The sequence below is a fragment of the Chitinophaga sp. 05T412 genome (assembly GCF_056396465.1).
In genome coordinates, this window is the sequence record NZ_JBFTLN010000001.1 from 852914 (window position 1) to 877975 (window position 25062).

A 25062-nucleotide genomic window follows, 5' to 3' on the forward strand; every position below is an offset into this window, starting at 1 on the left:
CTGCTTCTTATATTTATGGATTTTCCCTATCCTTGCATCTTCCACCATATATTCACCAAAAGAATGCTGCATGCAACTGGACAAAACATCCTACTACGACCTGTCTATCTTTAATCGCGACGAAGAGTACTCCTTATTTCACCGCCTCGACTTTACCACCACCTCCGGCGGCCGTGAATTTTTGCGGCAATTGTTCAGTAATCCACTGGAAGATATTCCGAAAATCCAGCAACGTCAGCAGGCATTACAATACATACTGGAGCAAGAAGAAAACTGGCCTTCCATTATTTCCAATGGTACCGTAGTGGTGGTGGAAAACTATATGGAGGCGCAGATTGAACCTATTTCCAATACAGAAGGCCTGCCCTTATATATTCAGGCCGTTATCAACAAAACACTGTATGCACCGGATTTTGGTTTTATCAAATTCTCTTTTACCCAGCTGGTGAATTTGTTGAAAGGCTTCCGTTCTTTTATCAACGCTTTCAACTCAGACAGCACTCCCAAAGTACTGAAATCCTTATTGGATAGGGCACAGCAACTCCTTACCAAAAAAGATTTTTATGATATCCTGAAAGCAGACGAAGACGGAAAACTTAATTACATCGAAATCCTCCGGTACGATAACTATATCCGGAAGCGACATAAAAAAGTGATTGTGGAGCTGGTTACCCTTTACCAGCAACTGGATGCGTATTATGCGATGGCGAAGGCGATTAAGCATTACGGCCTGGTGTTTCCTACCTTCTCTAATAGTACAAGACCTGTTATCAAAGCGGATCAACTCTATCATATCATTCTGCCGGAACCTATCGCTTACGATGTAACGCTTGATGAGACCACCCATTTTATGTTTCTGACTGGCGCTAATATGGCTGGTAAAACCACTTTCATCAAAGCCGTTGGGGTAGCCACTTTCCTGGCACACATCGGCATGGGCGTACCAGCAAAAAGTATGGAGCTGAGTTTCTTCCATGGTATATTCAGTAACATACAGGTGCAGGATAATATATTCAAAGGCGAAAGTTATTTCTACAGCGAAGTATTACGCATCAAGAATACCATTCTGCAAATAAACAATGGCAAAAACTGGCTGGTACTGATTGATGAAATGTTTAAGGGCACCAATATAGAAGACGCCAGAAACTGCTCCCTGGCGGTTATACGGGGATTACTGCAAAGTACCAACTGCCTCTTTATACTATCTACACACCTCTACGAAATTGCAGAGGAATTACGTGAAGAACCACGCATACAATTTAAATACTTTGAGTCTACCGTAATAGATGATGATCTGCGTTTTACTTATTTATTGAAAGATGGTATTGCCAAAGAAAAAATCGGGTACCTGATCCTGAAACGTGAGAAGGTATTGGATTTGCTGAAAGAAATATCTTAGAGAGCAGAAAGCAGAAAGCAGAAAGCAAAAAGCTATTGTAGCGAGTGATATACGCGGCAATAGCTTTTTGCTTTCTGCTTTTTGCCTTCCGCTCTTTATTTTTAGTTATCTTCGTATAGTTAACCATACCCCAAAAAATGATTGTTAAAACCTTCGGCAGCGCTATACAGGGCGTAAATGCCATCACCATTACCATAGAGGTGAATGTATCTTCTCAGGGAAACAGATTATTCATAGTGGGCTTACCGGATAATTCCGTGAAGGAGAGTGAGCGACGCATTGAATCTACTATTCAGTGTATGGGTTTCCGTATGCCCAGAACGCGGACGGTAGTCAATATGGCGCCGGCGGATATCCGCAAAGCCGGTGCGGCTTATGATTTGCCCATTGCAGCTGGTATTATGGCCGCTTCGGGACAAATACCGGCTACTCATCTGGAACATTGGCTGATGATGGGCGAGCTCTCGCTCGATGGTACCATACTGCCTGTTAAAGGCGCTTTACCGATGGCCATGCAGGCGCAACAAGACGGCTTCCGGGGATGTATACTCCCTAAACAAAATGCCCGGGAGGCAGCCATGGTAGATGGATTAAAAGTATATGGCATTTCGCATATTTCGGAAGCTATTCACTTTTTAAATGATCCCGATACGTTATCTCCTACCCCTGCATCTCAGAATGATTTTTACATCACGCAGGATCAGTTTGAAGTAGACTTCTGTGATGTAAAAGGGCAACACCAGATAAAAAGAGCGCTGGAAATAGCGGCAGCAGGTGGACACAACGCGATTCTCATCGGGCCGCCGGGGGCAGGGAAAACCATGCTGGCCAAGCGTTTGCCCACCATTCTGCCACCGCTTACCTTACAGGAGGCGCTGGAAACTACTAAAATACATTCTGTGGCGGGTAAGCTGCCAGCGCATGCCTCATTGATTGTACACCGGCCGTTCCGCTCTCCGCACCATACCATCAGTGATGCTGCGTTGGTAGGCGGCGGGAGTATTCCACAACCAGGAGAAATTTCGCTGGCGCATAATGGCGTATTATTCCTGGACGAATTACCCGAGTTTAAGCGGAAAGTATTGGAAGTAATGCGGCAGCCGGTGGAAGAAAGAAAAGTTACTATTTCCCGTGCCAGAACGGCCATTGATTTTCCGGCCAGCTTTATGCTGATGGCCTCTATGAATCCCTGTCCATGCGGGTATTTCAACCATCCGGAGAAGGAGTGTACCTGCATGCCCGGACAGGTACAGCAATATTTGAATAAAGTATCCGGGCCATTGCTGGATCGTATAGACTTACACGTAGAAGTGACGCCCGTTAAATTCCAGGATCTATCCTCTACAGCTGTTACTGAAAAAAGTGCGTATATCCGTGACCGTGTTATGGCGGCGCGCGCCATACAGGCAGCCCGGTTTGCGGACTATCCGCACATTCACTGCAATGCGCAGATGAATAGTAAATTACTTGCCACCGTATGTGTAGTCAGTGATCGTTGCCTGGAGTTGTTGGGGCAGGCGATGCAGAAGCTAAAACTGTCGGCGCGGGCATATGACCGGATACTAAAGGTGAGCCGCACTATTGCGGACCTGGAGGGCAGCGAATCCGTAACGCCTGCGCATATGGCTGAAGCTATACAGTTCCGGAGTCTGGACAGGGAAGGCTGGGGTAACTAAATGTTCTGGTCTTCCTTATAGCTCTCGCTCAGCGCCCTCTGCATATCTGCAGGTACCAGGGCCATCATATTGGGAGTAATGGGCTTTGAGGTCATAAAACCAGTGAATCCATACACGAATAAATACGTTGTTTCTCGTTTGTCACTCATCAACGTTTTATTATTCAGATCCTAGCAGAATCTTTATCATCTGCTCCCTGTCATTCAAAAATTGCCGCGATATTTTATAGTTTTCAGTATCCGAATATTCCGTCTGTTGTATACCGGCAGCGCTCAGTTCATATATTACCGCATCCGGGTATGCCATGACAATTGGAGAATGTGTGGCGATGACAAACTGCGAATCCTGACCGATCAGCTCATGCATTCTGGTCAGCATCGCCATCTGCCGGGTGGGGGAAAGTGCGGCCTCCGGCTCATCCAGGATATACAGACCATGACCAAAGAAACGTTTGGTCATTAATGACCAGAAGGATTCTCCATGCGATTGTTCGTGCAGCGATTTTCCGCCATAAGAGTCAATAATCCTACTACCACCACCCGGTTCCTTGTCCAGATCTTCAATGTTGGTAGACACATTGAAAAAACTCTCGCTACGTAGAAAATAACCATCCCTGGGCTTAACATAGCCCCTGGCGACCTTCAGGTATTTGTGTAATAAAGAATGGGAATCTCTGGTGGAAAATCTAAAGTTCTTCGAGCCTCCTTCCGGATTAAACCCACACGCTATCGCAATTGCTTCCATCAATGTAGATTTACCCGTTCCATTTTCTCCAACCAGATAAGTCACCTTCGGGTGAAATTTAAGTGAAGAGAAATTATTCAATGCAGGTATGCTAAAAGGGTATTGGTGGAGATCCGGAATGTTTTCTCTGTTGTATGTTAACGATATAAGCCCTTTCTGGATTTGCACGATGCAGCGGATTTGAAGTGAAGAAAAAAGATAAGCAAATTTTCCGGACATTTCAATGCGCCTATAAAGCACCAAAAAGGGACTGGATTTAAAAATGAAATTTCAAGAACTTTTAATGATCTCTTTATGAACAATGATCAGAGAAAATCCTCCTCATTTCAACCTATTTTTCTTTGAACCCGGGAGGGCTGGGGCAACTAAATGTTCAGGTCTTCCTTATAGCTTTCGCTCAGCTTCTTCTGCATATCTGCGGGCACCGGCGCATATTCGGCAAACCGGGATTTCAGTTTGGCTTTGCCTTGTGTAACGTTGCGGAGTGCAGCGAAGAGTTTATCAATTTCTGCCTGTGGTGTGCGTGCTTTAATGACCTGGTAACCATTTAGTGTATCCATCCCCGTTATGATGCTGCGATGTGTCTGCAATTCACTCATAATATCTCCCATCATCACATCAGGGGCGGTGGCTTCGAGGTCATACACCGGTTCCAGCAATTGCGGGGCTGCCTGGTGAAAAGCTTCGCGGAAAGCCATCATGCCCGCAATTTTGAAGGAGATGTCGTTGCTATCTACCGGGTGCATTTTGCCGTCGTATACGCTGACACGAATATCACGTACATACGATCCCGTTAGTGGGCCTTCCTGCATTTTTTCCATGATGCCTTTGAGGATAGAGGGCAGGAAGCGATTATCGATGGCGCCGCCTACGATGCAGTTGTTGAATATCAGTTTTCCGCCCCAGTTGAGGACTATTTCTTCGGAGTCGCGCACGGTATGTTCTTTATAGGGAGGCATTCCTTCATACCAGGGTTCTATCTTCATATATACTTCCCCGAACTGGCCGGCGCCGCCGGATTGCTTTTTATGGCGATAAGAAGCCTGGGCGGGCTTTTGTATGGTTTCGCGGTAAGGTATTTTAGCGGTATTGTAGGAGATCTGCATTTTATAGATGTTTTCCAGCCGCCATTTGGTGACGAGCAGGTGCAGTTCTCCCTGTCCGTGAAGGATGACCTGCTTCAATTCCCGGTTGAATTCTATTTGCAGGGTGGGGTCTTCGATGTGTATTTCGGCCAGCACCTCACTGAGTTTTTCGTCATCTGCTTTATTTTTCGCTTCGATGGCGACTCTTACCTTGGGAGATGGGAAATCGATGGGAGCTATTTCTCCCGGGAAACTTTTATCTGCGAGTGTTTGATTGGTAAAGGTGTTTTTCATTTTGAGGGTGCAGCCGATGTCGCCTGCCTGCAGCCGTTCTACGCTGTTGCGGTTTTTACCGTCAGCAATAAACAGCTGGCTGATACGCTCCGTCGTGTTTTCGGCCGTATTGATGAGTTCCATACCGCCTTTCACTTCTCCCGACATTACCTTAAAATAGGTAAGCCTGCCGATATGTGGCTCCTGTAATGTTTTGAATACAAACAGCGCAGTAGGGCCGGCAGCATCGCAGGGAACAGCAGTTCCGTTGGTGGTGGTTTCCGGTGGCATTTCTACCGCAGACGGCGCTACGTTATCGATAAAACCCATCAGGCGGCCGCTTCCCATGTTCTTTTTGGCGGATAAGCAAAAGAGGGGAAATACCTGGTGCTTCAGCATACCTATTTTGATGCCTTCTCTCAATTCATCTTCATCCAGACTTCCTTTTTCAAAATACAGCTCCATGAGTTTATCATCATTTTCGGCGGCCTTTTCCACCAGCTCGTTGTGGAGCTGATCAGCACGTTCCTTTTCGTTATCAGGAATGGGCAGTTTTTCCGGTTTTCCGCCATTTTCGGGGAAACGGTACATGGTCATTTTGAGGAGATCGATGATGGCATTGAATCCGGGCCCCTGATTTACGGGATACTGCATCAGGGTAACAGCACGACCGAGTACCCGTTCGGCTTCTTCCACGGTTTTATTAAAATTGGCTAATTCAGCGTCCAGCTGATTCACGGCTAATATGGTTGGTTTTTGATATTTATCCACATAATCCCATACCAGTTCGGTACCTACTTCTACACCATACTGTGCATTCAGCAGCAGTACGGCGGTATCTGATACGCGGATGGCGGCGATTACTTCCCCGATGAAGTCTTCCAGGCCGGGGGTATCTATAATGTTGATTTTATAATCTTTCCACTCGGTGTGCATCCCGGTAGCATATACGGAGTTCCCTCGTTCATGCTCAATTTCATGATAGTCGGAGATAGTGTTTTTTTCTTCAATAGTACCGCGTTTACTGATGATGCCGGCTTCGAATAACATGGTTTCAGCGAGGGTTGTTTTGCCGCTTTTGGGTGCACCTAACAGTACGATGTTTTTGATATGTTTTTCATCATACGTTTTCATATGTGGAGATTTTTTTTGGGTAATCCTTTATCACCTGTGCTTTTGAAAGAACCTACTATTAAGTTAACATATTTTGGCCAAAATAGCCAGCACTTTTCCCTGCAATATGTTGCAACATACAGTAACTTTGCACCTCAGGAAATTGGATATATGAAACTACTACTGCATTATTTAAAGAGATATAAATGGCTGGTTGTATTAGCAATGGCTTTGGCCAGTATTAACCAGCTTTTCTCGCTGATGGACCCGATGATATTCGGATGGATCATTGACAGGTTTGCTTCTCACCCTAAAGTGACTACGAAAGGGGGGACTATTTTCAGACCGGAAAACCAATATTTATGGGGTGTACTGCTATTAGTGGGAGCCGCCATAGGTGTGGCGATGGTATCGAGGATTGCTAAAGCATTCCAGGATTATTTTGTAAATGTTATTGTTCAGAAGTTTGGCGCCCAGGTTTACCAGGATGGACTTAAACATTCCCTGCGGCTGCCGTATCAACAGTTTGAAGATCAACGTAGCGGTGAAACACTGGCTATTTTGCAAAAGGTACGGGTAGACTGTGAAAAGTTTATCACTTCTTTTGTGAATGTGTTGTTTGTATCAGCGATAGGCGTTGTGTTTGTAATGGTATATGCGGCTACCGTGCACTGGACCCTCCCATTTGTATACCTGGCCGGCTGTATTTTACTGACGATATTGATGAGTGTATTAAGCCGGAAAATTAAGGTGATACAGAAGACGATTGTAAAAGAGACGACTGCACTGGCCGGATCTACCACCGAATCGCTTCGTAACATTGAACTGGTAAAGAGTTTGGGATTAACCAACCAGGAAATACGCCGGTTAAATTCCACTACCCTGAAAATTTTAGTGCTGGAATTGAAGAAAGTGCGGAGCATCCGCAGTATCAGTTTCGTACAGGGAACTTTTGTGAACCTGATGCGTTCCAGCATCCTGTTCTTGCTGTTATTTTATATTTACCAGGGATCGGTAACGCTTGGACAGCTGATGACATTACAACTGTATTCCTTCTTCATTTTCGGACCTCTGCAGGAGTTAGGCAATATTATTCTGAACTACCGGGAGGCGCAGGTGTCGTTACTGAATTTTGAAAGTATTCTGAATACCCCCGTAGAGCAAATGCCGGCGAACCCGGTGAAGGTAACCCACATCAATGAGCTGCAATTTAAGCAGGTAGGATTCAAGCACCTGACTGCTGCTACCAAGGCATTGGACCAGGTGAACTTCTCTGTAAAAGTGGGTGAAACCATTGCGTTTGTAGGCCCTTCAGGATCTGGTAAAACCACGCTGGTAAAGATGCTGGTAGGGTTATACAAAGCGAATGAAGGACATATTTACTACAATGGTGTAGATGCGAATGATGTAGATATGGAAGACCTTCGTCATCAGGTAGGCTTTGTAACCCAGGATACGCAATTGTTTGCGGGTACTATCAAAGAAAACTTATTGTTCGTTAATCCGGGGGCTACTGATGCGGAAGTGATGGAAGCGCTGGACAAAGCGTCCTGCTATTCTTTATTGGCGCGGGCCGACAAAGGGTTGGAAACCGTGATTGGCGAAGGCGGTATTAAAATTTCCGGTGGTGAAAAGCAACGTTTATCCATTGCCAGAGCGCTGTTGCGTAAACCGCGTTTATTGGTATTTGACGAGGCTACTTCCGCGCTGGACTCTATCACAGAAGAAGAAATTACCACTACGGTGCGGGAAGTTACTGCCAGCAAGCAACATATCACGGTGATGATTGCGCACCGGTTGAGCACTATCATGCATGCTGACCGTATCTACGTACTGGAAAAAGGCCGTATTGTAGAAGTGGGTAAGCATGAAGACCTGGTAGATGAAAAAGGGCTGTATTACGCCATGTGGCGGCAACAAATCGGAGAGCGGAAAGCGGAAACCGTTTAAAACGCAGACTGCTGGCTCTTCGCATTAATTGATTAATTTTGTAACATGAGTACACAACGCCCTAATTATTTTGTCAGCATGCTGACAATGAAATGTCCGAGATGCAGGAAAGGAGATATGTTCAAAGATCAGAATCCATTTCATCTGAAATTTTCCAGGATCTTTAACATGTATGATAACTGTCCGGTATGTGGACAAAAGTACGAACTGGAAACAGGTTTCTGGTTTGGAACAGGGTATGTGAGTTACGCATTGTCAGTAGCTTTCAGCGTATTTAACCTGATCTGGTACTGGTTATTTTTCGGTATCAGCTGGAGAGATAACAGCATATTTATATGGCTTGGTGTCAACGGTGTGTTGCTGGTACTTATTCAGCCGTGGCTGATGCGCATATCGAGGGCCATTTATCTTTACTTCTTTGTGTATTATGACGAGGATACGGCGAAGTTGGAAAAACCGCATCATCATCATGGGAAATAGTTAAAAAAGTATGGGGCTGTAAAAACAGCCCCTTTCTTTTTCAACCAAAATCTGAACCAATGGTGGTCAGAAAAATCTTCGATGCAAAAACCGATTTTTAAAAAGCTGAGGGAATCTGTTTTACCGGGCAGGACATTCAGTCTCACACATAATCTATAACAAGATTCAAAACTACAAAATCTCCCCTTATTTCGGCCAAATATTTACATCAATGGTAAATAGTCATGGCAATTGTACTACTAAAACGATTTTATTTATCAAGCCCGTCTGGCAGGGCTTCCCGTTTGTTGCGCTCCCTTTTTATGCATAATGATTAAAATTAATGTAAAATATTTATATAATATATAAGTATACATTATATAATAACTACCATCCTCTGGAGATCCGTAAAAAATTCGATAGCTTTATCTTTTCAAACATCAACTTATCGTGTATAGAATTTTACTATTGCTCCCTGTTTTACTATTTAGCTGTCAGGAACCTGCCCGGCAGGGAGCCGGCAACAGTACCAGTTCTGCCAAACCATCCAAAGTTACTGCACCGGTTCCTTTTAAACGGGTAGGTGGCAGTGGCGACAGTGCGGTATTTGAAGCAAAGGGCATTACGGCGATCATTGTACATTCATCGGAAGGGATGCAAACGATTCACATTACCCAAAATGGTAAACGGCTGATCAACTATATGCGTGCCATTGATTCAAATGTAACAACGATTCCAGTACCCGAATTGTTGATAGTGGGAACAGATACTTCTGTAGGGTTTAACATTTCCGCACCATCTGCCAGAAAATTCTTCTTTAAAATAAAAAATAACAAGGCTACCTATACGAAAACGGCAGACAGTCCGGCTACCACCGACTCCATAAAAAAAGCCCCTGCTGATGCAAGGGCTTTAAAAGAAATTTAGCATTTACTATTTGAAATCGATCGGAATAGCCAATTTCAGGCTGAAATTCCGGCCCACATTATATACGCCTGTACGACCGGTCACTTCATTGACAGCCGCATATTTCAGCCGGCTCAAATGGCTTTGATACGCGATATCCGTAAAGTTGTTCACCGCAAAATGCAGGGAGAACAAAGTTTTATTTTTCTTATTCACGAAATCAGATCCAATACCGGCATTGAAAATAGTATAGCCGGGTGTAGCTGTTTCCGTTTGATAAGCAGAAAAGATATCGTTTTGGGCAAAATTCAGGTCCATCTGCACACCTACATAAGCATTCTGCAATGGGCTTTTACCTACTTTTTTAAACTTCCCTTTTAACTCAGATAACCAACGACCCGGCGGAATATTTGGTAAATACTTCGTAGAGTCAGTGCTGTTAGTGGTAGTAGCTCTTACATAAGAAACCGTATTTTCGAAATGCAGCCAGTCGATCGGATGCGGATGTATATCCAGCATCAATTCCCCACCATACAAATTCGCATTGGTTTGCTGATATTTAAAAGCAGCAAAGCCATTTTCATTATCGGTAGCTGGAATAGAGTCTGTACCCGCCTGATTAAAGAGTTTACGGGAGAAGATAAAGTTATTAATGTGATTATAGAAAACACTGGCCGTTAAGGAAACGTGCTGTGTATTGAAATCTATACCTGCATCCACTTGTGTGCTTACTTCCGGCTTCAGGTCCTGGTTACCATATTCATACTTGATAGTTCCCTCATGTACCCCATTGGCAGACAGCTCCGCGATATTTGGTGCACGGAAACCTCTGGCAGCATTGAGTTTTAGCGTAACGCGATCGCTGGCTTCATAGCTAATGCCTACACTACCGGATACATTGGAGAAGTCGCGTTTAAAAGCATCAAATTTCGCTTCGCCGGTATTGGCGGGCTTACCATTGGCATCCAGGAACAACGCTTTGGAATTCATAGAGCGGTTATCGAAACGCAGGCCACCACTGAGGGTGAGCTTATTGAATGTTTTACTGGTTACAGCAAAAGCGCCCACGTCGAACAGGTCGTATGCCGGAATAAGGAACTCTTCTCCTTTGTTTTGATTGGTTTGCTGCATACCATTCACGCCTACCGTTGTTTGCCAGCCCTTCATTTCAGGGAGGTAATACTTCAGTGCATAGTTGAATGTTTGCAGGTGCAGGTATAATTCCGGTGTGTTGGGCTCCAGCACATTGCCGTATTCCCTGCGTTGATTCAGCTGATATCCCAGCGTGAGTCCCAAACGGCCACCATTATGGAGATACACGTTGTTATCCCATACTATTTTCTGGTGATTGATTTGTTGTTTAGGCACCGCCATGCTGTAGGATTTATTATCGCTGCTGGTTACCGGTGCTTCTTCTGCTACTCCATTTTCATTAACTGGTTTCACAAAGCCGCCGGTGCTGTCACGGTCACCTTCCACCAGTCCGAGGTGCTGATTAAAAGACGAAAAGCTCAGGCGAGAATATCCCCATTGCTTATTGATCCCGATGGTAGCGCCGTAGTTAGTGTTATTGAAGCGGGAATTGAAAACGTAGTTATCGTATTTATTTTTATAGTCGTGTGCTTGTTTCTGTGTAACATAAGCGCCCCAGCTGAAGCCGTTATTGTTGCCGGCAATATCGGCATGATAAGCCATCATTCCGTTGTTGGTTTGATAGTTCGCCTCCACATTTCCTTTTATTTTTCCCATGGGCAGTGGTGCAGGCGGTACAATATTCACCACCCCGGCTATTGCATCTGAGCCATAGATCAATGACGCAGGACCTTTCAGCACTTCAATGCGGCTCACGTTATAGTCATCTATTTCGATACCATGTTCATCTCCCCATTGCTGGCCTTCCTGGCGGATACCATCACCTACCACGACTACACGGTTGTAGCCAAGGCCGCGGATAAAGGGTTTCGAGATAGCAGGCCCTGTGGATAATTGTGTTACACCGGGTACTTTGGCAATGGCATCTATGATATTGGTAGAGATATTGTCGTCAAGATAATCGCGGCGGATAACACTGATGGGCGTAGGTGTTTTCTTGACAGAAGTAGCCAGGTTAGCACCGGTGATCACTATTTCATTTTTTTCTATCAGTGTTTCGGCGAGGACAAAGTCTTTTGTGGTAGCGCCGGAAATCGCGATGGATTCCGTATAAGCGGCATAGCCTATATAGTGTACTTCTACCAGGAATTTTCCTTTAGGAAGATTTTTAATGACGTAATTACCCTGTGCGTCGGCCGCTGCGCCAACGTGCAGATCCGGCAGGTATACTGTAGCGCCGGGTAAAGGCGCCTGAGACAATTTATCCACCACCTTACCGGACAATGAATTCGCATATTCCCCTTCTTCGGGGTTAGCGCCAGCATAGGCAGCAGGCAACGCCAATAACATTATACCCGCACACACGAGTACAAATACACGCAAATAATGCATATCAGAAATTATATAGAATCAGTAAAGCATGGACCATTGTCCATCATGAACAACTAACGTGCATAGCAGGTTCACGTCAGCATAAAAAAGAGTCAGGCTACGGCAGGAGGCGCCCTGGGAGTGAGGTTGTAATAAGTAGCATGCGTGGTTTCCGGGATGGATAGCGGGTAAAATACCCAGGTTACTTTTTGAACCGGCGCTATATAGACCGTGGCGAACGGCTCATAGGGTTCTATGCCTATTTGTAGAAAATCACAGTGCCGGTGTTCTTCAGAAATGGTGACACCATCGTGATGGTGCATCACGTCTTCCGTGTCATGGTGACCAGAAAATTCGTGTATGAATTCCCGTGGGAGGGTATTTATAGTAAATACTCCCAGGAGAATGATGGCTATTATTTTATGCAGATAGCTTTTATACACGGAAGCAAAGGTAGTAAAATCTAATTATTTGCAACAATGTTGCATGAATATTTAATTGAGATCTAACCTTATCTTACTTTGAGCATAGGCCATACTTGTTGTATGGGGCCATTTTGCAAGCGGGCATAGTAAATACCAGCGGGCAATTGGCGGGCATCGAAGGTGATTTTATAGGTGCCTGGCGTATGTACTTTATTAACAGGTACCTGAATAAGGCGACCGGTGGTATCAAAAATCTGGATCAGGGTATTACCGCTGCCAGTAATATAAGTGATGTAGGTATAGTCGCTGAAAGGATTAGGTGCATTAAAGATGAGCTTTTTACCATCGGTGCTCAGATCGGGCAGGCCGGTAATAGTACCGCATGCCACGCCGCTGACCAGGGGCAGGCGCTGATAATCTTTTCCCATAATTTTCTGCAGGGCGGTGGTATCCACGCAAAACCACTGTTCCAGGATAGAGGCGTAGATAGAGCGGAAGTCGTACTGCATGGGGATATTGTCAATCACGGAGCTAGTGTCTGGCAAGGTTGGTGAATTACCTAATACGCCCTGATTGACATAATCGCCGAAAATGATCATGGGAGCTGCTGCGCCGTGGTCGGTACCCATACTATAATTAGACTTGATACGGCGGCCAAATTCGGAGAAAGTCATGCCTACTACCCTACGGGAAGCATGCAGTCCTTTCAGGTCGTCCATGAAGGCTTTAATAGCATCAGAGAGGCCCCCGAGGAGTTGTGCGTGACCACCTTTGCTGGTATCGCCGCCTTCGGTTTGATTGGCATGTGTATCGAAGCCACCAGTACTCACCATATAGAGCCGGGTTTTGAGTCCGCCGGCGATGAGGCGCGCCACAATTTTCAGTTGTGCCGCGAGGTTGTTGTTAGCCGGGTACGCGCCTTGCGACGTTACTTTTTTAGCAGCTTTGGTAATTGCCTGTTCGTAGCTATTGGTTTGTTTAGCGATCAGGCGGATGTATTCCAGCTCTTTTCCCCATTTGGTATTGGGTACAGGATCATTGATCCCATCTATCAGGTTATAAAAATCATCTGCGCTGGTAATGGCGATACCCATACTGGCATTGGGTCCCTGGAATGCCGGCGATACAATAGATCCTATCTGGATGGCCAGTGGATCGGGTGCATCGGTGTTGGGATAGCCATCGGGGAAATTAGGATATTGTGTATCGAGATAGCGGCCACCCCAGCCGGTAGTGAGTATTTCGTTGGAATCGGAACCGGTGAGCCATATGTCGGTAGCGCGGAAATGCGAGTAGTTGGGAGATGGGTATCCCACACTTTGCACGATGCTGACTTTACCGTCGCTATATAGCTGTTGAATTCCTGTCATGGCCGGATGCAGACCGGATTTAGCGTAGTTATCCAGGCGCAGTACTTTACCTTCCTGGATAGCGATATTGGTACGTGCTGCCTGGTATTTACCGTATACATCTAATGGTATCACCATGTTAAGGCCATCGTTTCCGCCGGTCATCTGGATCATGACGAGTACGTGGTCATTATCGGCGGAGGCGCTGCTCAATGCGTTGAGCATAGGAGAAGCGGCGAAGGCTTTAATAGGAAAGCCGTTGATTAAAGTAGGCAGGATAGCAGCTGGCGCTGTATATTTAAGAAAGTCTCTTCTTTTCATAAAAAGGTTTTTCAGCTATCAGGATAATTGATACTCTGAGAGGTCCATGATGTATTTATACAGCGCTTTGAGGCGGGTTTCCACGTTATCTTTTGCGGCAGCGTCACCCGGGGAAGCTTTATAGGCGTTCCAGGCATCTGTCCAATAGAAATTACTATTGGGATTTTGGCCGGAGAGGATAATACTATTTTTCATGAAATCCTTGGTAGTATCGGAAACGCCTACACGATATAATATATCAAGGGAGTCGCTTACCAAAGCGATAGGATCTTCGGGATGCGGCAGCTGGCTGGCGAAAGCGATGGTATCTATATGTAGGCCGGCGAATCCGCCGGTACTGATGAGGGTATCGCTGAGTTTATTTCGTTTAGGCAGTGTATCGGTATTGATCCATAATTCGTGGAAGGCGGGTTCCTGGTAGTAGGCTTCCCATCCGGCCACCAGTGGGGGATCGCCGAAGTTTTGCAGCATGGCGGCGGCTCTGTCGTGTATGGCCATCCAGGCGGTATAGCGACTGGGATAATCAGCTGGGAAAGTGATATTGTATTCGCGGCAGATACCGATGCAGAAGTCGGCCGGGCTTTTAATAAGACAGGCCATGTTCAGCGGATCAAAGAAATGCTGACTGATAAACAGGGCGTTGAGTGTTGTTTTTATATCATACTTGCTGCTGCGAAATATTTCTGCGAGCGGTGCAATTACATTTGTTTCGGTAGCCTGATCTATATCGTAATAAACGAAGAAGCGGTATAATTTCCGGCAGATGAATTTTGCCACTTCTGGTTGTGCGAAGATGATATCCAGGAGGTTATCTACTTCAGACGCGCCATCCGGGCCTGTTTGGCCGGATATTACTTTATTGAGATAGAATCCGGAGAACTGTTTATTGGTGATATCATGTTTCGTGGTATCGAAGAAGCTGGTGATGTTTGTTCTATCGACGCGGAATCCGGTGAGTACGCGTGCGGTAGCGCGTACATCATCTTCCGTATAATGAGAATCCGGGCCTTTTCCTACGGTAAAAAGTTCATGTAGTTCTCTGGCGTAGTTTTCATCGGCGGCCTCTTTAGAATTGAGGTATCCGTTGAGATATACGAGCATGGCCGGGTCCAGGGTAATGGCTTTTGTGAGTGCTTTAAAATTCCCGAGCGCATGTTGGCGCAGGGTGAGGTTATATTGATAGATAAAGCGGCTATCATTGACCATTCCTGTTTCGGTGACAAAATGATTATGCCAGAACAGCACCATTTTTTCGTGTATGCTTGCAGGTTGGTTAATCATTTGTCCGGTCCACCAGGCTTTATAGGAGGCGATTCTTTTCCTTTCCAGCATTTCGTTACCGAGGGGAGCTTTGACCCAAACGGCGCCGGGTGTTACGCCGGTATCGTCTACGCCGTAGTTATTCACGGGTGGAGCGGGATCTGGCTGTGCGGTGAGCAGGGTATCTACGGCCTGTTGCATGGTCATGCTTTTGAAGGCATTGACATTAGCGGGAGAAACGCCGAAGAGGGTACGTTTCAGCAGGTGTATGAGTTGAGTAGATTCCCAGTTGCCGGTATAAGGCGCGATGCCGGTGTCGGTACGTGCCGAAGCGGCAGCATGTTGTGTATGGCTGCGGTTAGGCGATAAGGTTAGGAATTGTCTGCGATCCATAAAAGTGATATGGTTGATGGCTTAGGGGGCCGATTTATTCCACCAAATTAGCAAAAAGTTTAATCTAATTAAAAAGAAAGGGATATTATATTATTAAGAAGTGAGGAAATGATTTTTTTCTTATCAAAATAACGTCGCAATTATCATTATGATTCATTCATTATCAATATTTTACAAATAGAAATATTTGCTCACAGATCGTAAAATAACTATCTTTGAAAAAATGTCTGTCTACATACAGACACGCCAAAAGGGAGCTGCCCGTTCCTGCAAAGAAAGACAGCCCCTTTGGTTTCTATCCATAACAGATAAAACAACTTGAAAATGCTTACATCGAAAACGGCGATTCGCCGGTTTATCCAATCAGGAAATTTTATTGGTCCCCTTCCTCATAAGCCACCCGACTTCTCCAACAGCCAATAACACTTAAAAACAACGATTGACTTGTTTGCATTGCCTTTTTACTGATCACTATCAGTAACGGGAACCCTTTGCTCAATATGAAAATCTTGATATCAAAGTAAGGTCGTTTATATCAATTTAATTCAATTATTATCAACGATTTACATATTACAATACAAATATAGTCAATTATTGTTACTGCAATACAAAATTGTAAACTTTTTAACGCTCCACCCATGTTTACATATAACAGACGTTTCATTAAACTGATCCGCACTACACTACAACTAACACAGGTAGAAATGAGTGGTTTACTAGGCATATCAACAGGCAGTTTCGTTCATTATGAATCCGGCAGATGCAGAGGTAATAACTTTTTTCATGAAAGAATGATGGAAGTATTTGGCATTGACTTGCGTCAGCATCCAGACCTGCACAAAATTGAGTTTACAGATCCTGGTCGCATATCAGCCAGCGCTTACAAGTATCTGAGTAAGCAGGAAGTGTATGATCCACCAGAGCAGAAAGCATAAAAAAAAGGAGCCCGCGGGCTCCTTTTTCCGTTATAGATGAGTTGACCGTATTAACTGATATTTTCTATGATGCCTGCAATTCCTTGTCCGCCGCCCACACAGGCAGTAACGATACCATATTTTTTATTAAGACGCTTTAAATCGCCCAACAACTGAACGGTTAACTTAGCGCCGGTACATCCCAGCGGATGTCCCAATGCAATAGCCCCTCCGTTGATATTCACAATATCCGGATTGATCCCCAACTCCCGGATCACCGCGATAGACTGCGAAGCAAATGCCTCATTCAGTTCTACCAGGTCTATATCCTGTAAGGTTTTACCGGTACGCTGCAACACCTTTGGAATAGCCGCTACCGGCCCAACGCCCATAATACGCGGATGCACTCCTGCAGACACGCAACCCACCAAACGACCAATAGGCTTCAATCCCAGCTCATTGACCATTCTTTCACTCATCACCACCACAAAGGCAGCGCCATCGGATGTTTGCGAAGAATTCCCGGCTGTTACGGAACCACCTGCCGCAAAAACAGGTTTCAGCTTGCCCAGGGCTTCCAGGGAAGTGTCTGCACGTGGCCCTTCGTCGGTATCCACGGTATAAGTACGTTTTTGCTTTTTACCATTGCCATCCACATATACTTCCTCCACATTAATGGGTAAAATGCCTGGCTTAAAATAACCTTGCTGTATGGCATTCAACGCCTTCTGATGTGATTTATAAGAGAACTCATCCTGGTCCTGGCGGCTTACTTTAAACTCGTTGGCCACTGCTTCAGCGGTGAGTCCCATGCCTATATAATAATCGGGATTAGTACTGGCTACGGTATAGTTAGGTACGGTTTTCCATCCTGCTACCGGCACCAGGCTCATACTTTCTGTGCCACCGGCGATGATACAATCCGCCATTCCTGTCTGGATTTTCGCCGTAGCGATGGCGATGGTTTCCAGTCCGGAGGCGCAATAACGATTCACCGTCATACCTGGCACATCAATGCCTAAAGCCCGCACTGAAATCATACGTCCAATTTGTAAACCCTGTTCTGCTTCCGGTACCGCATTTCCTACAATCAGATCGTCGACCCGCTTAGGATCTAGTTGTGGCAAGGATTGTAACAATCCGGTGATGACATCGACAGCCAGATCATCCGGTCTGTAAAAGCGAAATCCCCCTCTTTTAGATTTACCCACCGCGGTGCGGTATCCGGCAACAATGTACGCGTCCTGCATGAAAAAAAATTTTATAATGAGCTAACGGTTAGATTATCAACATAATTGATATTTATCCACATTTCGTCCTTGTTTCCAAATTTAATTAAATAAAGTACACGAATATTCAGAAGAACCGTTAAATTTGCGCTCACGTTTTTTAACAATAAGCGTTGGAATGACTCCCTAGCTCAGTTGGTTAGAGCTACTGACTCTTAATCAGTAGGTCCTGGGTTCGAGCCCCAGGGGGGTCACTTTAAACTTAATTCACCCAATCTTAGTTTTACTGAGGTTGGGTGTTTTCTTTTACTGGTGGCCTGTTTCCACAGAAAGGGAAATAAAGAGAGATAAAGAAAGATTAAATTTCCGTGTACCCCAACGTGTACCCCAAAAAAGTTGGGGTATAAATTCGACTCAAAATTTGTTAACCTTATAACCGCTGTACCCATGGACATTCAATTTTATTTGAAAAGACCAGATGCCAAAGCACAGACCAGCATCTTTGCCCGCGTTACCTATGAAGGCGGCAGCTTTAAATTCTATACAACAGAGAACATAAACCCCGCCTACTGGAACGCAGATACGCATCAGGCAGCCCAAACAAGGAAATTTCCTGAGTATCCGGAATTTAATGCCCGCTTGGAAAATATCAAACAAACAATCAAAACGACTTATAGAAAATTTCTAAATGATAATGAGAATCAGATCCCGGCCCCGGTAATCTTAAAAGACTTGCTGGATATTGTTTTCGGGAAGAAGAAAGATGCCACCATCCGGGAATTTTTTGAATACTATAAAGATTTCAACCAACGGTCAAAGAAAGGGGAACGATTAAGCCCAAAAACGAAGAAAGCCACTAAAGGCAGTACCAATAAGGGCTTCGTAACAACATTAAATCATCTTGAAGCATTTCAGAAGGCATATAAACGGAGAATCAATTTTGATACGATTGATATACAGTTCCATAGTGATTACATTAACTATCTTACCAACACCGCCAAACTAGGACTTAATGCTATAGGAGATCATATAAAGCGCATTAAAACAGTACTGGGAGAAGCTAAAATACGCGGGGTAAAAGTAAACCCGGCTTATGAAAGCCCTTACTTTTTTAAGCCTCAGGAACAATCAGATAGTATCTATCTAAGTAATAGCGAATTGATGAAAATAGAAGAGCTGGACCTAAGCGAAGACCTCAAACTGGATCGGGTACGCGATCTATTTCTGATAGGCTGCTATACAGGGTTACGCTATTCAGACTATTCCATCTTAAATGCAACTAACATCAAAGATGGCTTCTTTGAAGTAGAACAAACTAAAACTGAAAAGGCAATCACAATACCAATACACCCGGTAGTTAAAAAGATATTTGATAAATACAACAATAAGCTACCTGAATCTATCAGTAATCAAAAGTCAAATAATTACCTAAAAGATGTAGGGGAAATGTTGCCAGAGTTAAAGATACCGGTCACTATTACCTATACTAAAGGCGGAGACAAAATAACTGAAACACACCCTAAGTGGGTACTATTAACTACCCATACAGCGCGTAGGAGCTTTGCTACTAACGAATACCTTGCCGGCACACCAAGTATTACTATAATGGCTGTTACCGGCCATACCACGGAAACATCATTCCTAAAGTACATTAAGCTAACCCCTACCGAACACGCAAAGATTCTTAAAGTATTATGGGACAAAAGGACGCTTAAAATCGTATAGCAATGCAAATAGGATGCGTAGTGAGGGGTTAATATAGGAATACTATTTAACCCCTTAAATGCCTATGAATAATCAAGAAATTCTATTAGAAAAACTGTTGTTAAAAATCGATGATTATATGGGAGTGCTGCAGCAGATATTTTTAACCAATACAGAAGAAGACTTAAATAGCTTACCTCTGGGGACAAAAACCGTTCAGGCTTACAAACGCAAGCTGAAATGGGAAGGCACATTAAAGGAATTTGCAGAACTAATTATAGTATTGGAAGAAAAGGGCTGGATTACCCCAATTGTGCATGGGGAACGAAAGGCCGTTATTCGTGCCACACTAAATGCATTCGATTTTTCCAAAACCAGAAAAAGCGTAGACAGCGATACGGAATGTACTTTATTACAGTATCTAAAACCCAGTGAAGTAGGTAAGAAAGTATTTACCAAGCGATACAACCAAAAATTTGATGACATTTTACCTAATGATCGCAAAAAGTAGTTACATAGTAGTTACGACACTTGTTCTTTCTTGTCTGTAGTTGTTCCTTTGCTACTGACAAAAAAGATATTGAGATGGTAGAAAACGTGTTTTTGTCAGCGATTCCGCTGGAACAATTGAAAATTCTAATTTCCGAGGCTGTAGGCAGTGAGTTTAACAAACACCTTATCAATGTAAACCCAGCTACAACAACAGAACTACTAACCAGAAAAGACGCCGCCCAACTATTAGGAATTTCATTACCCACTCTTTTAGATTTCACTAAATCCGGAAAGGTTACAGGCTACCGTATTGGCACCCGTGTAAGGTACAAGCGTTCCGAACTGGAACAATCTTTAAAGCAAATTCAATCCGTTAAAGGCAAAGGAGGGTACCATGGCACAAAATAACCTTCTATTGGATACCGGCAGCCTTTCAACAATTGACTTTACAGAACAGGATAAACATTTAATCGGCGGGGGTATATCCCCTGCCGACTTCCTGAACCATAGCAAGGCGCTTTTAAAAACAGGGGACGCACTTCCGCATATTCAGATACTCGACAGCTTATTACAGAAAGTGGAACCGGTAGATTTTCAGCTGTTGGTATTCCCGCAGGTGACAAATCTCCGCAATGAGCTGGCCGGGTTACAATCCCAGTTAGTCAATAAAGACGGCACTTTTAAAGATGATCCAACCATCAGAGAACAAATGAAAGGGATTCAGGCGCAAATTAGTAAGTGTAAAGTACGGCAAGCCCAATATCTGATTATTGCTATAGAAGAAGTACTACGACTCGCCAAAATCAATAATTGGGGAATCTGCCTGAATAACGATTTGGTGTACCTATACAACGGCGCCTACTGGAATACACTAAACACGAATGAACTAAGCAACTTTTTAGGGGCCGGTACTGAAGCCATGGGAGTTGATAAGTACAAAAGCCGATTTTATATATTTAAAGAGCAGCTATTTAAACAATTCATGGCATCAGCTCACCTACCTAGTCCAGCACTTTCCGCCAATACTGTATTGATAAATCTGGCAAATGGTACCTTTGAGATTGTGCCAGGCGCTAACAAATTGAGAGCATTCAAACGAGAAGACTTTTTAACCTACCAACTGCCATTTGCTTTTGATTCAACAGCGCAAGCGCCAATGTTTAAGGCATACTTAAACACTGTCCTCCCGGACATACAGCGGCAAAAAGTTCTGGCGGAATACATGGGTTATGTATTTATTCATCCCGGTACATTAAAGCTGGAAAAAGCGTTATTGTTGTATGGTACCGGAGCAAATGGTAAGTCCGTATTCTTTGAGATCATTAATGCCTTATTGGGCGCTGAAAATATCTGTACCTATTCATTGCAAAGCCTTACCGACACAACAGGCTATTACCGGGCTAAATTGGCTAATAAACTAGTAAATTATGCCAGTGAGATAAACGGAAGCCTTGAGGCTGCGACCTTTAAGCAATTAGCCAGCGGAGAACCCGTAGAAGCCAGACAACCATACGGGCAAGCCTTTAATCTCATACACTACGCCAAACTGATTTTCAACTGTAATGAGCTGCCTAAAGATGTTGAACATACTAACGCTTACTTCCGGCGTTTCCTGATCATCCCTTTCGATGTGACCATTCCGGAAAGTGGCCAAGATAAAGAGCTTTCAAAAAAGATAATTGCAAATGAGCTATCCGGTGTATTTAACTGGATATTAGAAGGGCTACACCGGTTATTAGAGCAAAAGAGGTTTTCAGAATGTGACGCAGCACGGCTACAACTGGAACAATACAAAAAACAATCCGACAGCGCTTTAATGTTTTTGGAGGACGAAGGGTATAAAACATCAACCATAGGAATTAAGCCGTTAAAAGATCTCTATAGCGAATACAAAACATACTGTATTGACAGCAGCTACCGGCCATGTTCCGCCAAAACATTTAGCGACAGGTTACGCCAGCATGGTTATGAGCTGGAACGTAAATCTCAGGGCATGGTTATTTACATTGAAAAATAAAGTCTTTGTTTACTGCTACATTTCCTACATGTGCTACATACACTCAATTTATTTATGTAGGAAATGTAGCTTAACACCGTAATATTTTTATGAGTGAGTATAGGTACATTTTGGAGAAGGGAAGCAAAAAACATATCTGTCCTGAATGCGGCAAGAAATCTTTTGTCCGCTTCATAGATTCCAGTACAAAAGAATACTTACCGGCTGAATACGGCCGGTGTGATCGGGAAATAAACTGCGGATATTTCTATAAGCCTGACAATAAAATTATACAGCCACATAATGAGAAAGGCAATGCTATTGTTCAACCCCGGCAATTCCCTCTTATTAAACCAGCTGTCTATATTCCGTATGAAATATTAAAGCAAAGCAGACTGGGATACACTAACAACCTTTTCGTGCAATACCTCATTAGATGCTTTGGGATGAAAATTGCTGAAAATCTTATTAAGACCTATCTAATAGGCAGTTCTAATAGCCGGTGGCCGGGTGCCTGCCTCTTTTGGTTTATCGACATTAACGGCGGCATCAGGGCCGGTCAGATAAAATTATTTGATGAAACAGGGCATACCACAAAATACACGACTGCCGATAATGAAAGAAAATCCTGTACCAGCTGGATACATAGCATTATCAAATACAACCACGAAACAAGGCAGGAAACATTACCAGAATGGCTTACGGCTTATCTTAATCAAGGAGGCAACTATGCCAGTTGCTTTTATGGTGAACATTTACTAAAGCAGGATTCCGTTAAACCCGTAGCAATTGTAGAGGCCCCCGCCACTGCTATAGTGGCCAGTGTTTACCTGCCTGATTTTATATGGTTGGCAGCCGGTAGCCTTTCTTATTTAACATTCAACAGATCTCAGGTTTTATCAGGTCGGCGAGTCTATCTTTTCCCCGATATATCAAAGGATGGCAGGGCCTACGAGCTATGGAGTAAAAAAGCCAAAGAACTATCCCCTATCGCGGCTTTTACTGTGTCTGATCTATTGGAAAGGAACACAACAGCTGGTGATAAAATGCAGGGTTTAGATATCCGGGACTATCTCACCCAATTTGATTACAAACTGTTTCAACGGGAAAGGCCACAGATTTTTAACGATCATAGTGATAAATATATAATCACAATTGACACTGAGAGCTTTGAAATAGCGCAACTAGTAACACTTTCATATCTGGGGGCTCAATTTAATAACCATACTATCGGAACTTTCAGGTTGACCAATGCTGACTTTTGCAATATATTGTTTGATGCTGCAGGAGAAACAGCCAAGATTAACGATGATATTTCCGCGGTCATATATGCGTGTATAGGTAATGTCTTTACACCGGGACAGCTAAACGGGGAAGAATGCCTTTTGCAAAAACTAAGTTTAAAGAGATGAGCGCACCTATAGGCAATCAGTACTGGATGAAAAGGGCCGTACATGGCAGAAAAAGGAAATTCACTACCCCGGAAGCGCTTAGGCTAAAAGCTATTGCCTACTTCCAATGGTGTGATCAATGCCAGGCTTATAAGAGTAGGTATGCCCGATATAAACGAAAAGACTTCTTTAGGTTTGCCGGTATTGGGGTTGCAACGTTCACACGATACCAAGATAGGGAGGGCTATAAAGAGATTCACAGCGGGATCATTAACGCCTTTCGAAAATATGATTGGCAAGATTTACGATGAGTATTTCGACATATACACGCGCGAACAGACCCCTACAAAAACTATGTTTACGTCAAATGATATGACATTTTATGACACTAAATTGGTTGCCTTACATCTTAAAAGGTCAAAGAGAAATAAAACAGGGTTGTATAATCAAGGCTTTTCTATGTCACTAATAATCTTTTCCATTTCGTACAGCAGCTCTGATTTAATAGCAACTGCCAAACCAAGTGGTATTTTATCCCTGCCAATTATAGTTTCTGTTGCTATACCGAGTAGCTTTACACCTCTATCTCCGTCCTCTATGATAATTGGAGATCCACTGCAACCATGGAAAACAGGAATATCTACAAGAAAGGCTTTTCTTCCTGAAAAGTCCATCTTATAAGGGGTGGAAACAATTCCCGTTCTTGAGATAGGGATATTATTTTTTTCATCTAACATGCCCTCAGGATAACCAACCATATAAACCTGTTGCCATGGCTGAATTTTATCTGATTCATTGTTTATTACTGTAGCGCCATTGGATAGGCAAGCGATGAGTGGCGGATTCTTACCAAATCGTTTAAATTGTTCGTTAATTCTAGTATCAACTATTAAAACAGCTATATCTTCAGATGGGTGCAGGTACCAATGAGCATTAGCCAAAGCCAAATCTAAATAATTTTGTGTTGGATTATTGTTGCCATCTGACTCTGTAATCCTAAAATGACAAATCTTTGAGTCGCTTATTACATGTTTATTGGTTACAATAGTCAAGCGCTCGGTGCCATTAATATTTGCCAGATAGAAAAATCCTGTACCTATCATCGTTATATTGTTAACCATTATGTTTTCAATACGAACCGTTGAATAAACAAGACGTGCATTCAATATCCTAGATTGTGCAAATGTTGTTATTTGTACAATACAAAGTACTACGGCGTAAAAAATTTTCATACATAATGGGGTGAGTGGAGCTGACGGCTGCACCAATGGTTGGTTCGATGATTGATTTAGCGATTGTTTGGTCCTCATTATTATTATTTCTCTTCATAGTACCCATTATGGCCATTAAAGGTACTATAGATACAACATTCGCGACATTCATATTATCATTTACGCTATATGACTCAATTTAATATGTCATTTAATCATAACGGAAAAACATATCCATGTAGGGTGCACTACGCTTTTGAAGATGGCGAATACAGATGGTGGGTATACTGCCTGCTAATTCCTTGCTTT

Annotated in this window: 20 protein-coding genes and 1 tRNA gene; 12 read left to right on the forward strand and 9 right to left on the reverse strand. The window is 43.7% G+C overall.

Going from position 1 to position 25062, the window contains the following annotated elements:
• Window positions 1–70 precede the first annotated feature (70 nt).
• Both AC1DFM_RS03305 and AC1DFM_RS03310 read left to right on the forward strand, forming a co-directional pair.
• Window positions 71–1399: a MutS-related protein gene (locus tag AC1DFM_RS03305; RefSeq protein ID WP_477075298.1), complete on the forward strand. Its 1329-nt coding sequence runs from the start codon at window positions 71–73 to the stop codon at window positions 1397–1399.
• A gap of 137 nt (window positions 1400–1536) precedes the next feature.
• Window positions 1537–3075, forward strand: a complete 1539-nt coding sequence (locus AC1DFM_RS03310) for a YifB family Mg chelatase-like AAA ATPase (protein ID WP_477075299.1) — start codon at window positions 1537–1539, stop codon at window positions 3073–3075.
• On the opposite strand, the gene AC1DFM_RS03315 is transcribed toward AC1DFM_RS03310, so the two are convergent.
• The 3 genes from AC1DFM_RS03315 to AC1DFM_RS03325 form a co-directional block, all read right to left on the reverse strand.
• Complete coding sequence (locus tag AC1DFM_RS03315; protein WP_477075300.1) at window positions 3072–3224, reverse strand: hypothetical protein; 153 nt, start codon at window positions 3222–3224, stop codon at window positions 3072–3074. The genes AC1DFM_RS03310 and AC1DFM_RS03315 overlap by 4 nt on opposite strands.
• Window positions 3225–3234: 10 nt before the next feature.
• The gene (locus tag AC1DFM_RS03320) at window positions 3235–4038 is read right to left on the reverse strand and encodes an AAA family ATPase (RefSeq protein ID WP_477075301.1); all 804 of its coding nucleotides are present in this window, start codon (window positions 4036–4038) and stop codon (window positions 3235–3237) included.
• 146 nt (window positions 4039–4184) lie between these two features.
• On the reverse strand, window positions 4185–6311 hold the full coding sequence (locus AC1DFM_RS03325) for an elongation factor G (RefSeq protein WP_477075302.1): 2127 nt from the start codon (window positions 6309–6311) through the stop codon (window positions 4185–4187).
• Between the two features lie 150 nt (window positions 6312–6461).
• Here AC1DFM_RS03325 and AC1DFM_RS03330 point away from each other — a divergent pair, with 150 nt between their 5' ends.
• From AC1DFM_RS03330 to AC1DFM_RS03340, 3 genes are all read left to right on the forward strand, one after another.
• On the forward strand, window positions 6462–8240 hold the full coding sequence (locus AC1DFM_RS03330) for an ABC transporter ATP-binding protein (protein ID WP_477075303.1): 1779 nt from the start codon (window positions 6462–6464) through the stop codon (window positions 8238–8240).
• Window positions 8241–8285: 45 nt separating this feature from the next.
• Window positions 8286–8720: a DUF983 domain-containing protein gene (locus tag AC1DFM_RS03335; protein ID WP_477075304.1), complete on the forward strand. Its 435-nt coding sequence runs from the start codon at window positions 8286–8288 to the stop codon at window positions 8718–8720.
• Between the two features lie 429 nt (window positions 8721–9149).
• The gene (locus AC1DFM_RS03340) at window positions 9150–9626 is read left to right on the forward strand and encodes a hypothetical protein (RefSeq protein WP_477075305.1); all 477 of its coding nucleotides are present in this window, start codon (window positions 9150–9152) and stop codon (window positions 9624–9626) included.
• Window positions 9627–9632: 6 nt separating this feature from the next.
• On the opposite strand, the gene AC1DFM_RS03345 is transcribed toward AC1DFM_RS03340, so the two are convergent.
• The 4 genes from AC1DFM_RS03345 to AC1DFM_RS03360 form a co-directional block, all read right to left on the reverse strand.
• Complete coding sequence (locus tag AC1DFM_RS03345; protein ID WP_477075306.1) at window positions 9633–12089, reverse strand: TonB-dependent receptor; 2457 nt, start codon at window positions 12087–12089, stop codon at window positions 9633–9635.
• Between the two features lie 92 nt (window positions 12090–12181).
• On the reverse strand, window positions 12182–12511 hold the full coding sequence (locus AC1DFM_RS03350; protein ID WP_477075307.1) for a hypothetical protein: 330 nt from the start codon (window positions 12509–12511) through the stop codon (window positions 12182–12184).
• A 68-nt stretch (window positions 12512–12579) separates the two neighbouring features.
• Window positions 12580–14163, reverse strand: coding sequence for a DUF1501 domain-containing protein (locus tag AC1DFM_RS03355; protein WP_477075308.1), 1584 nt, complete (start codon window positions 14161–14163; stop codon window positions 12580–12582).
• Between the two features lie 18 nt (window positions 14164–14181).
• Entirely contained in the window at window positions 14182–15816 is a 1635-nt protein-coding gene (locus AC1DFM_RS03360; RefSeq protein WP_477075309.1) for a DUF1800 domain-containing protein, read from the reverse strand.
• 638 nt (window positions 15817–16454) lie between these two features.
• Here AC1DFM_RS03360 and AC1DFM_RS03365 point away from each other — a divergent pair.
• Window positions 16455–16751, forward strand: coding sequence for a helix-turn-helix domain-containing protein (locus AC1DFM_RS03365; RefSeq protein WP_477075310.1), 297 nt, complete (start codon window positions 16455–16457; stop codon window positions 16749–16751).
• Between the two features lie 50 nt (window positions 16752–16801).
• On the opposite strand, the gene AC1DFM_RS03370 is transcribed toward AC1DFM_RS03365, so the two are convergent.
• Entirely contained in the window at window positions 16802–17980 is a 1179-nt protein-coding gene (locus AC1DFM_RS03370) for an acetyl-CoA C-acyltransferase (protein ID WP_477075311.1), read from the reverse strand.
• Window positions 17981–18139: 159 nt separating this feature from the next.
• Between AC1DFM_RS03370 and AC1DFM_RS03375 the strand changes: the two genes are divergently transcribed.
• The 6 genes from AC1DFM_RS03375 to AC1DFM_RS03400 all read left to right on the forward strand — a co-directional run bounded on the left by AC1DFM_RS03375 (window position 18140) and on the right by AC1DFM_RS03400 (window position 23563).
• Window positions 18140–18213, forward strand: a tRNA-Lys gene (locus AC1DFM_RS03375).
• A 193-nt stretch (window positions 18214–18406) separates the two neighbouring features.
• A complete protein-coding gene (locus AC1DFM_RS03380; protein WP_477075312.1) occupies window positions 18407–19684 on the forward strand; it encodes a phage integrase SAM-like domain-containing protein in 1278 nt (425 codons plus the stop codon).
• A gap of 64 nt (window positions 19685–19748) precedes the next feature.
• Window positions 19749–20174 carry a hypothetical protein gene (locus AC1DFM_RS03385; RefSeq protein ID WP_477075313.1) on the forward strand — a complete coding sequence of 142 codons (426 nt, stop codon included), beginning with the start codon at window positions 19749–19751 and terminating at the stop codon, window positions 20172–20174.
• A gap of 74 nt (window positions 20175–20248) precedes the next feature.
• On the forward strand, window positions 20249–20563 hold the full coding sequence (locus AC1DFM_RS03390) for a helix-turn-helix domain-containing protein (protein ID WP_477075314.1): 315 nt from the start codon (window positions 20249–20251) through the stop codon (window positions 20561–20563).
• Complete coding sequence (locus AC1DFM_RS03395; RefSeq protein WP_477075315.1) at window positions 20550–22172, forward strand: DNA primase family protein; 1623 nt, start codon at window positions 20550–20552, stop codon at window positions 22170–22172. The genes AC1DFM_RS03390 and AC1DFM_RS03395 overlap by 14 nt, the downstream gene beginning before the upstream one ends.
• Before the next feature lie 89 nt (window positions 22173–22261).
• Window positions 22262–23563, forward strand: a complete 1302-nt coding sequence (locus AC1DFM_RS03400; RefSeq protein WP_477075316.1) for a DUF6371 domain-containing protein — start codon at window positions 22262–22264, stop codon at window positions 23561–23563.
• 425 nt (window positions 23564–23988) lie between these two features.
• Here the strand turns inward: AC1DFM_RS03400 and AC1DFM_RS03405 are convergent, their stop codons facing one another.
• Window positions 23989–24774, reverse strand: a complete 786-nt coding sequence (locus AC1DFM_RS03405) for a S1 family peptidase (RefSeq protein WP_477075317.1) — start codon at window positions 24772–24774, stop codon at window positions 23989–23991.
• Window positions 24775–25062 lie beyond the last annotated feature (288 nt).

Bases quoted from the DNA above. Each gene is read 5' to 3' on its own strand.
- AC1DFM_RS03305 (WP_477075298.1), top strand. From the start codon at position 71: ATGCAACTGGACAAAACATCCTACTACGACCTGTCTATCTTTAATCGC.
- AC1DFM_RS03310 (WP_477075299.1), top strand. From the start codon at position 1,537: ATGATTGTTAAAACCTTCGGCAGCGCTATACAGGGCGTAAATGCCATC.
- AC1DFM_RS03315 (WP_477075300.1), bottom strand. From the start codon at position 3,224: ATGAGTGACAAACGAGAAACAACGTATTTATTCGTGTATGGATTCACT.
- AC1DFM_RS03320 (WP_477075301.1), bottom strand. From the start codon at position 4,038: ATGTCCGGAAAATTTGCTTATCTTTTTTCTTCACTTCAAATCCGCTGC.
- AC1DFM_RS03325 (WP_477075302.1), bottom strand. From the start codon at position 6,311: ATGAAAACGTATGATGAAAAACATATCAAAAACATCGTACTGTTAGGT.
- AC1DFM_RS03330 (WP_477075303.1), top strand. From the start codon at position 6,462: ATGAAACTACTACTGCATTATTTAAAGAGATATAAATGGCTGGTTGTA.
- AC1DFM_RS03335 (WP_477075304.1), top strand. From the start codon at position 8,286: ATGAGTACACAACGCCCTAATTATTTTGTCAGCATGCTGACAATGAAA.
- AC1DFM_RS03345 (WP_477075306.1), bottom strand. From the start codon at position 12,089: ATGCATTATTTGCGTGTATTTGTACTCGTGTGTGCGGGTATAATGTTA.
- AC1DFM_RS03355 (WP_477075308.1), bottom strand. From the start codon at position 14,163: ATGAAAAGAAGAGACTTTCTTAAATATACAGCGCCAGCTGCTATCCTG.
- AC1DFM_RS03360 (WP_477075309.1), bottom strand. From the start codon at position 15,816: ATGGATCGCAGACAATTCCTAACCTTATCGCCTAACCGCAGCCATACA.
- AC1DFM_RS03365 (WP_477075310.1), top strand. From the start codon at position 16,455: ATGTTTACATATAACAGACGTTTCATTAAACTGATCCGCACTACACTA.
- AC1DFM_RS03370 (WP_477075311.1), bottom strand. From the start codon at position 17,980: ATGCAGGACGCGTACATTGTTGCCGGATACCGCACCGCGGTGGGTAAA.
- AC1DFM_RS03380 (WP_477075312.1), top strand. From the start codon at position 18,407: ATGGACATTCAATTTTATTTGAAAAGACCAGATGCCAAAGCACAGACC.
- AC1DFM_RS03385 (WP_477075313.1), top strand. From the start codon at position 19,749: ATGAATAATCAAGAAATTCTATTAGAAAAACTGTTGTTAAAAATCGAT.
- AC1DFM_RS03390 (WP_477075314.1), top strand. From the start codon at position 20,249: ATGGTAGAAAACGTGTTTTTGTCAGCGATTCCGCTGGAACAATTGAAA.
- AC1DFM_RS03395 (WP_477075315.1), top strand. From the start codon at position 20,550: ATGGCACAAAATAACCTTCTATTGGATACCGGCAGCCTTTCAACAATT.
- AC1DFM_RS03400 (WP_477075316.1), top strand. From the start codon at position 22,262: ATGAGTGAGTATAGGTACATTTTGGAGAAGGGAAGCAAAAAACATATC.
- AC1DFM_RS03405 (WP_477075317.1), bottom strand. From the start codon at position 24,774: ATGAAAATTTTTTACGCCGTAGTACTTTGTATTGTACAAATAACAACA.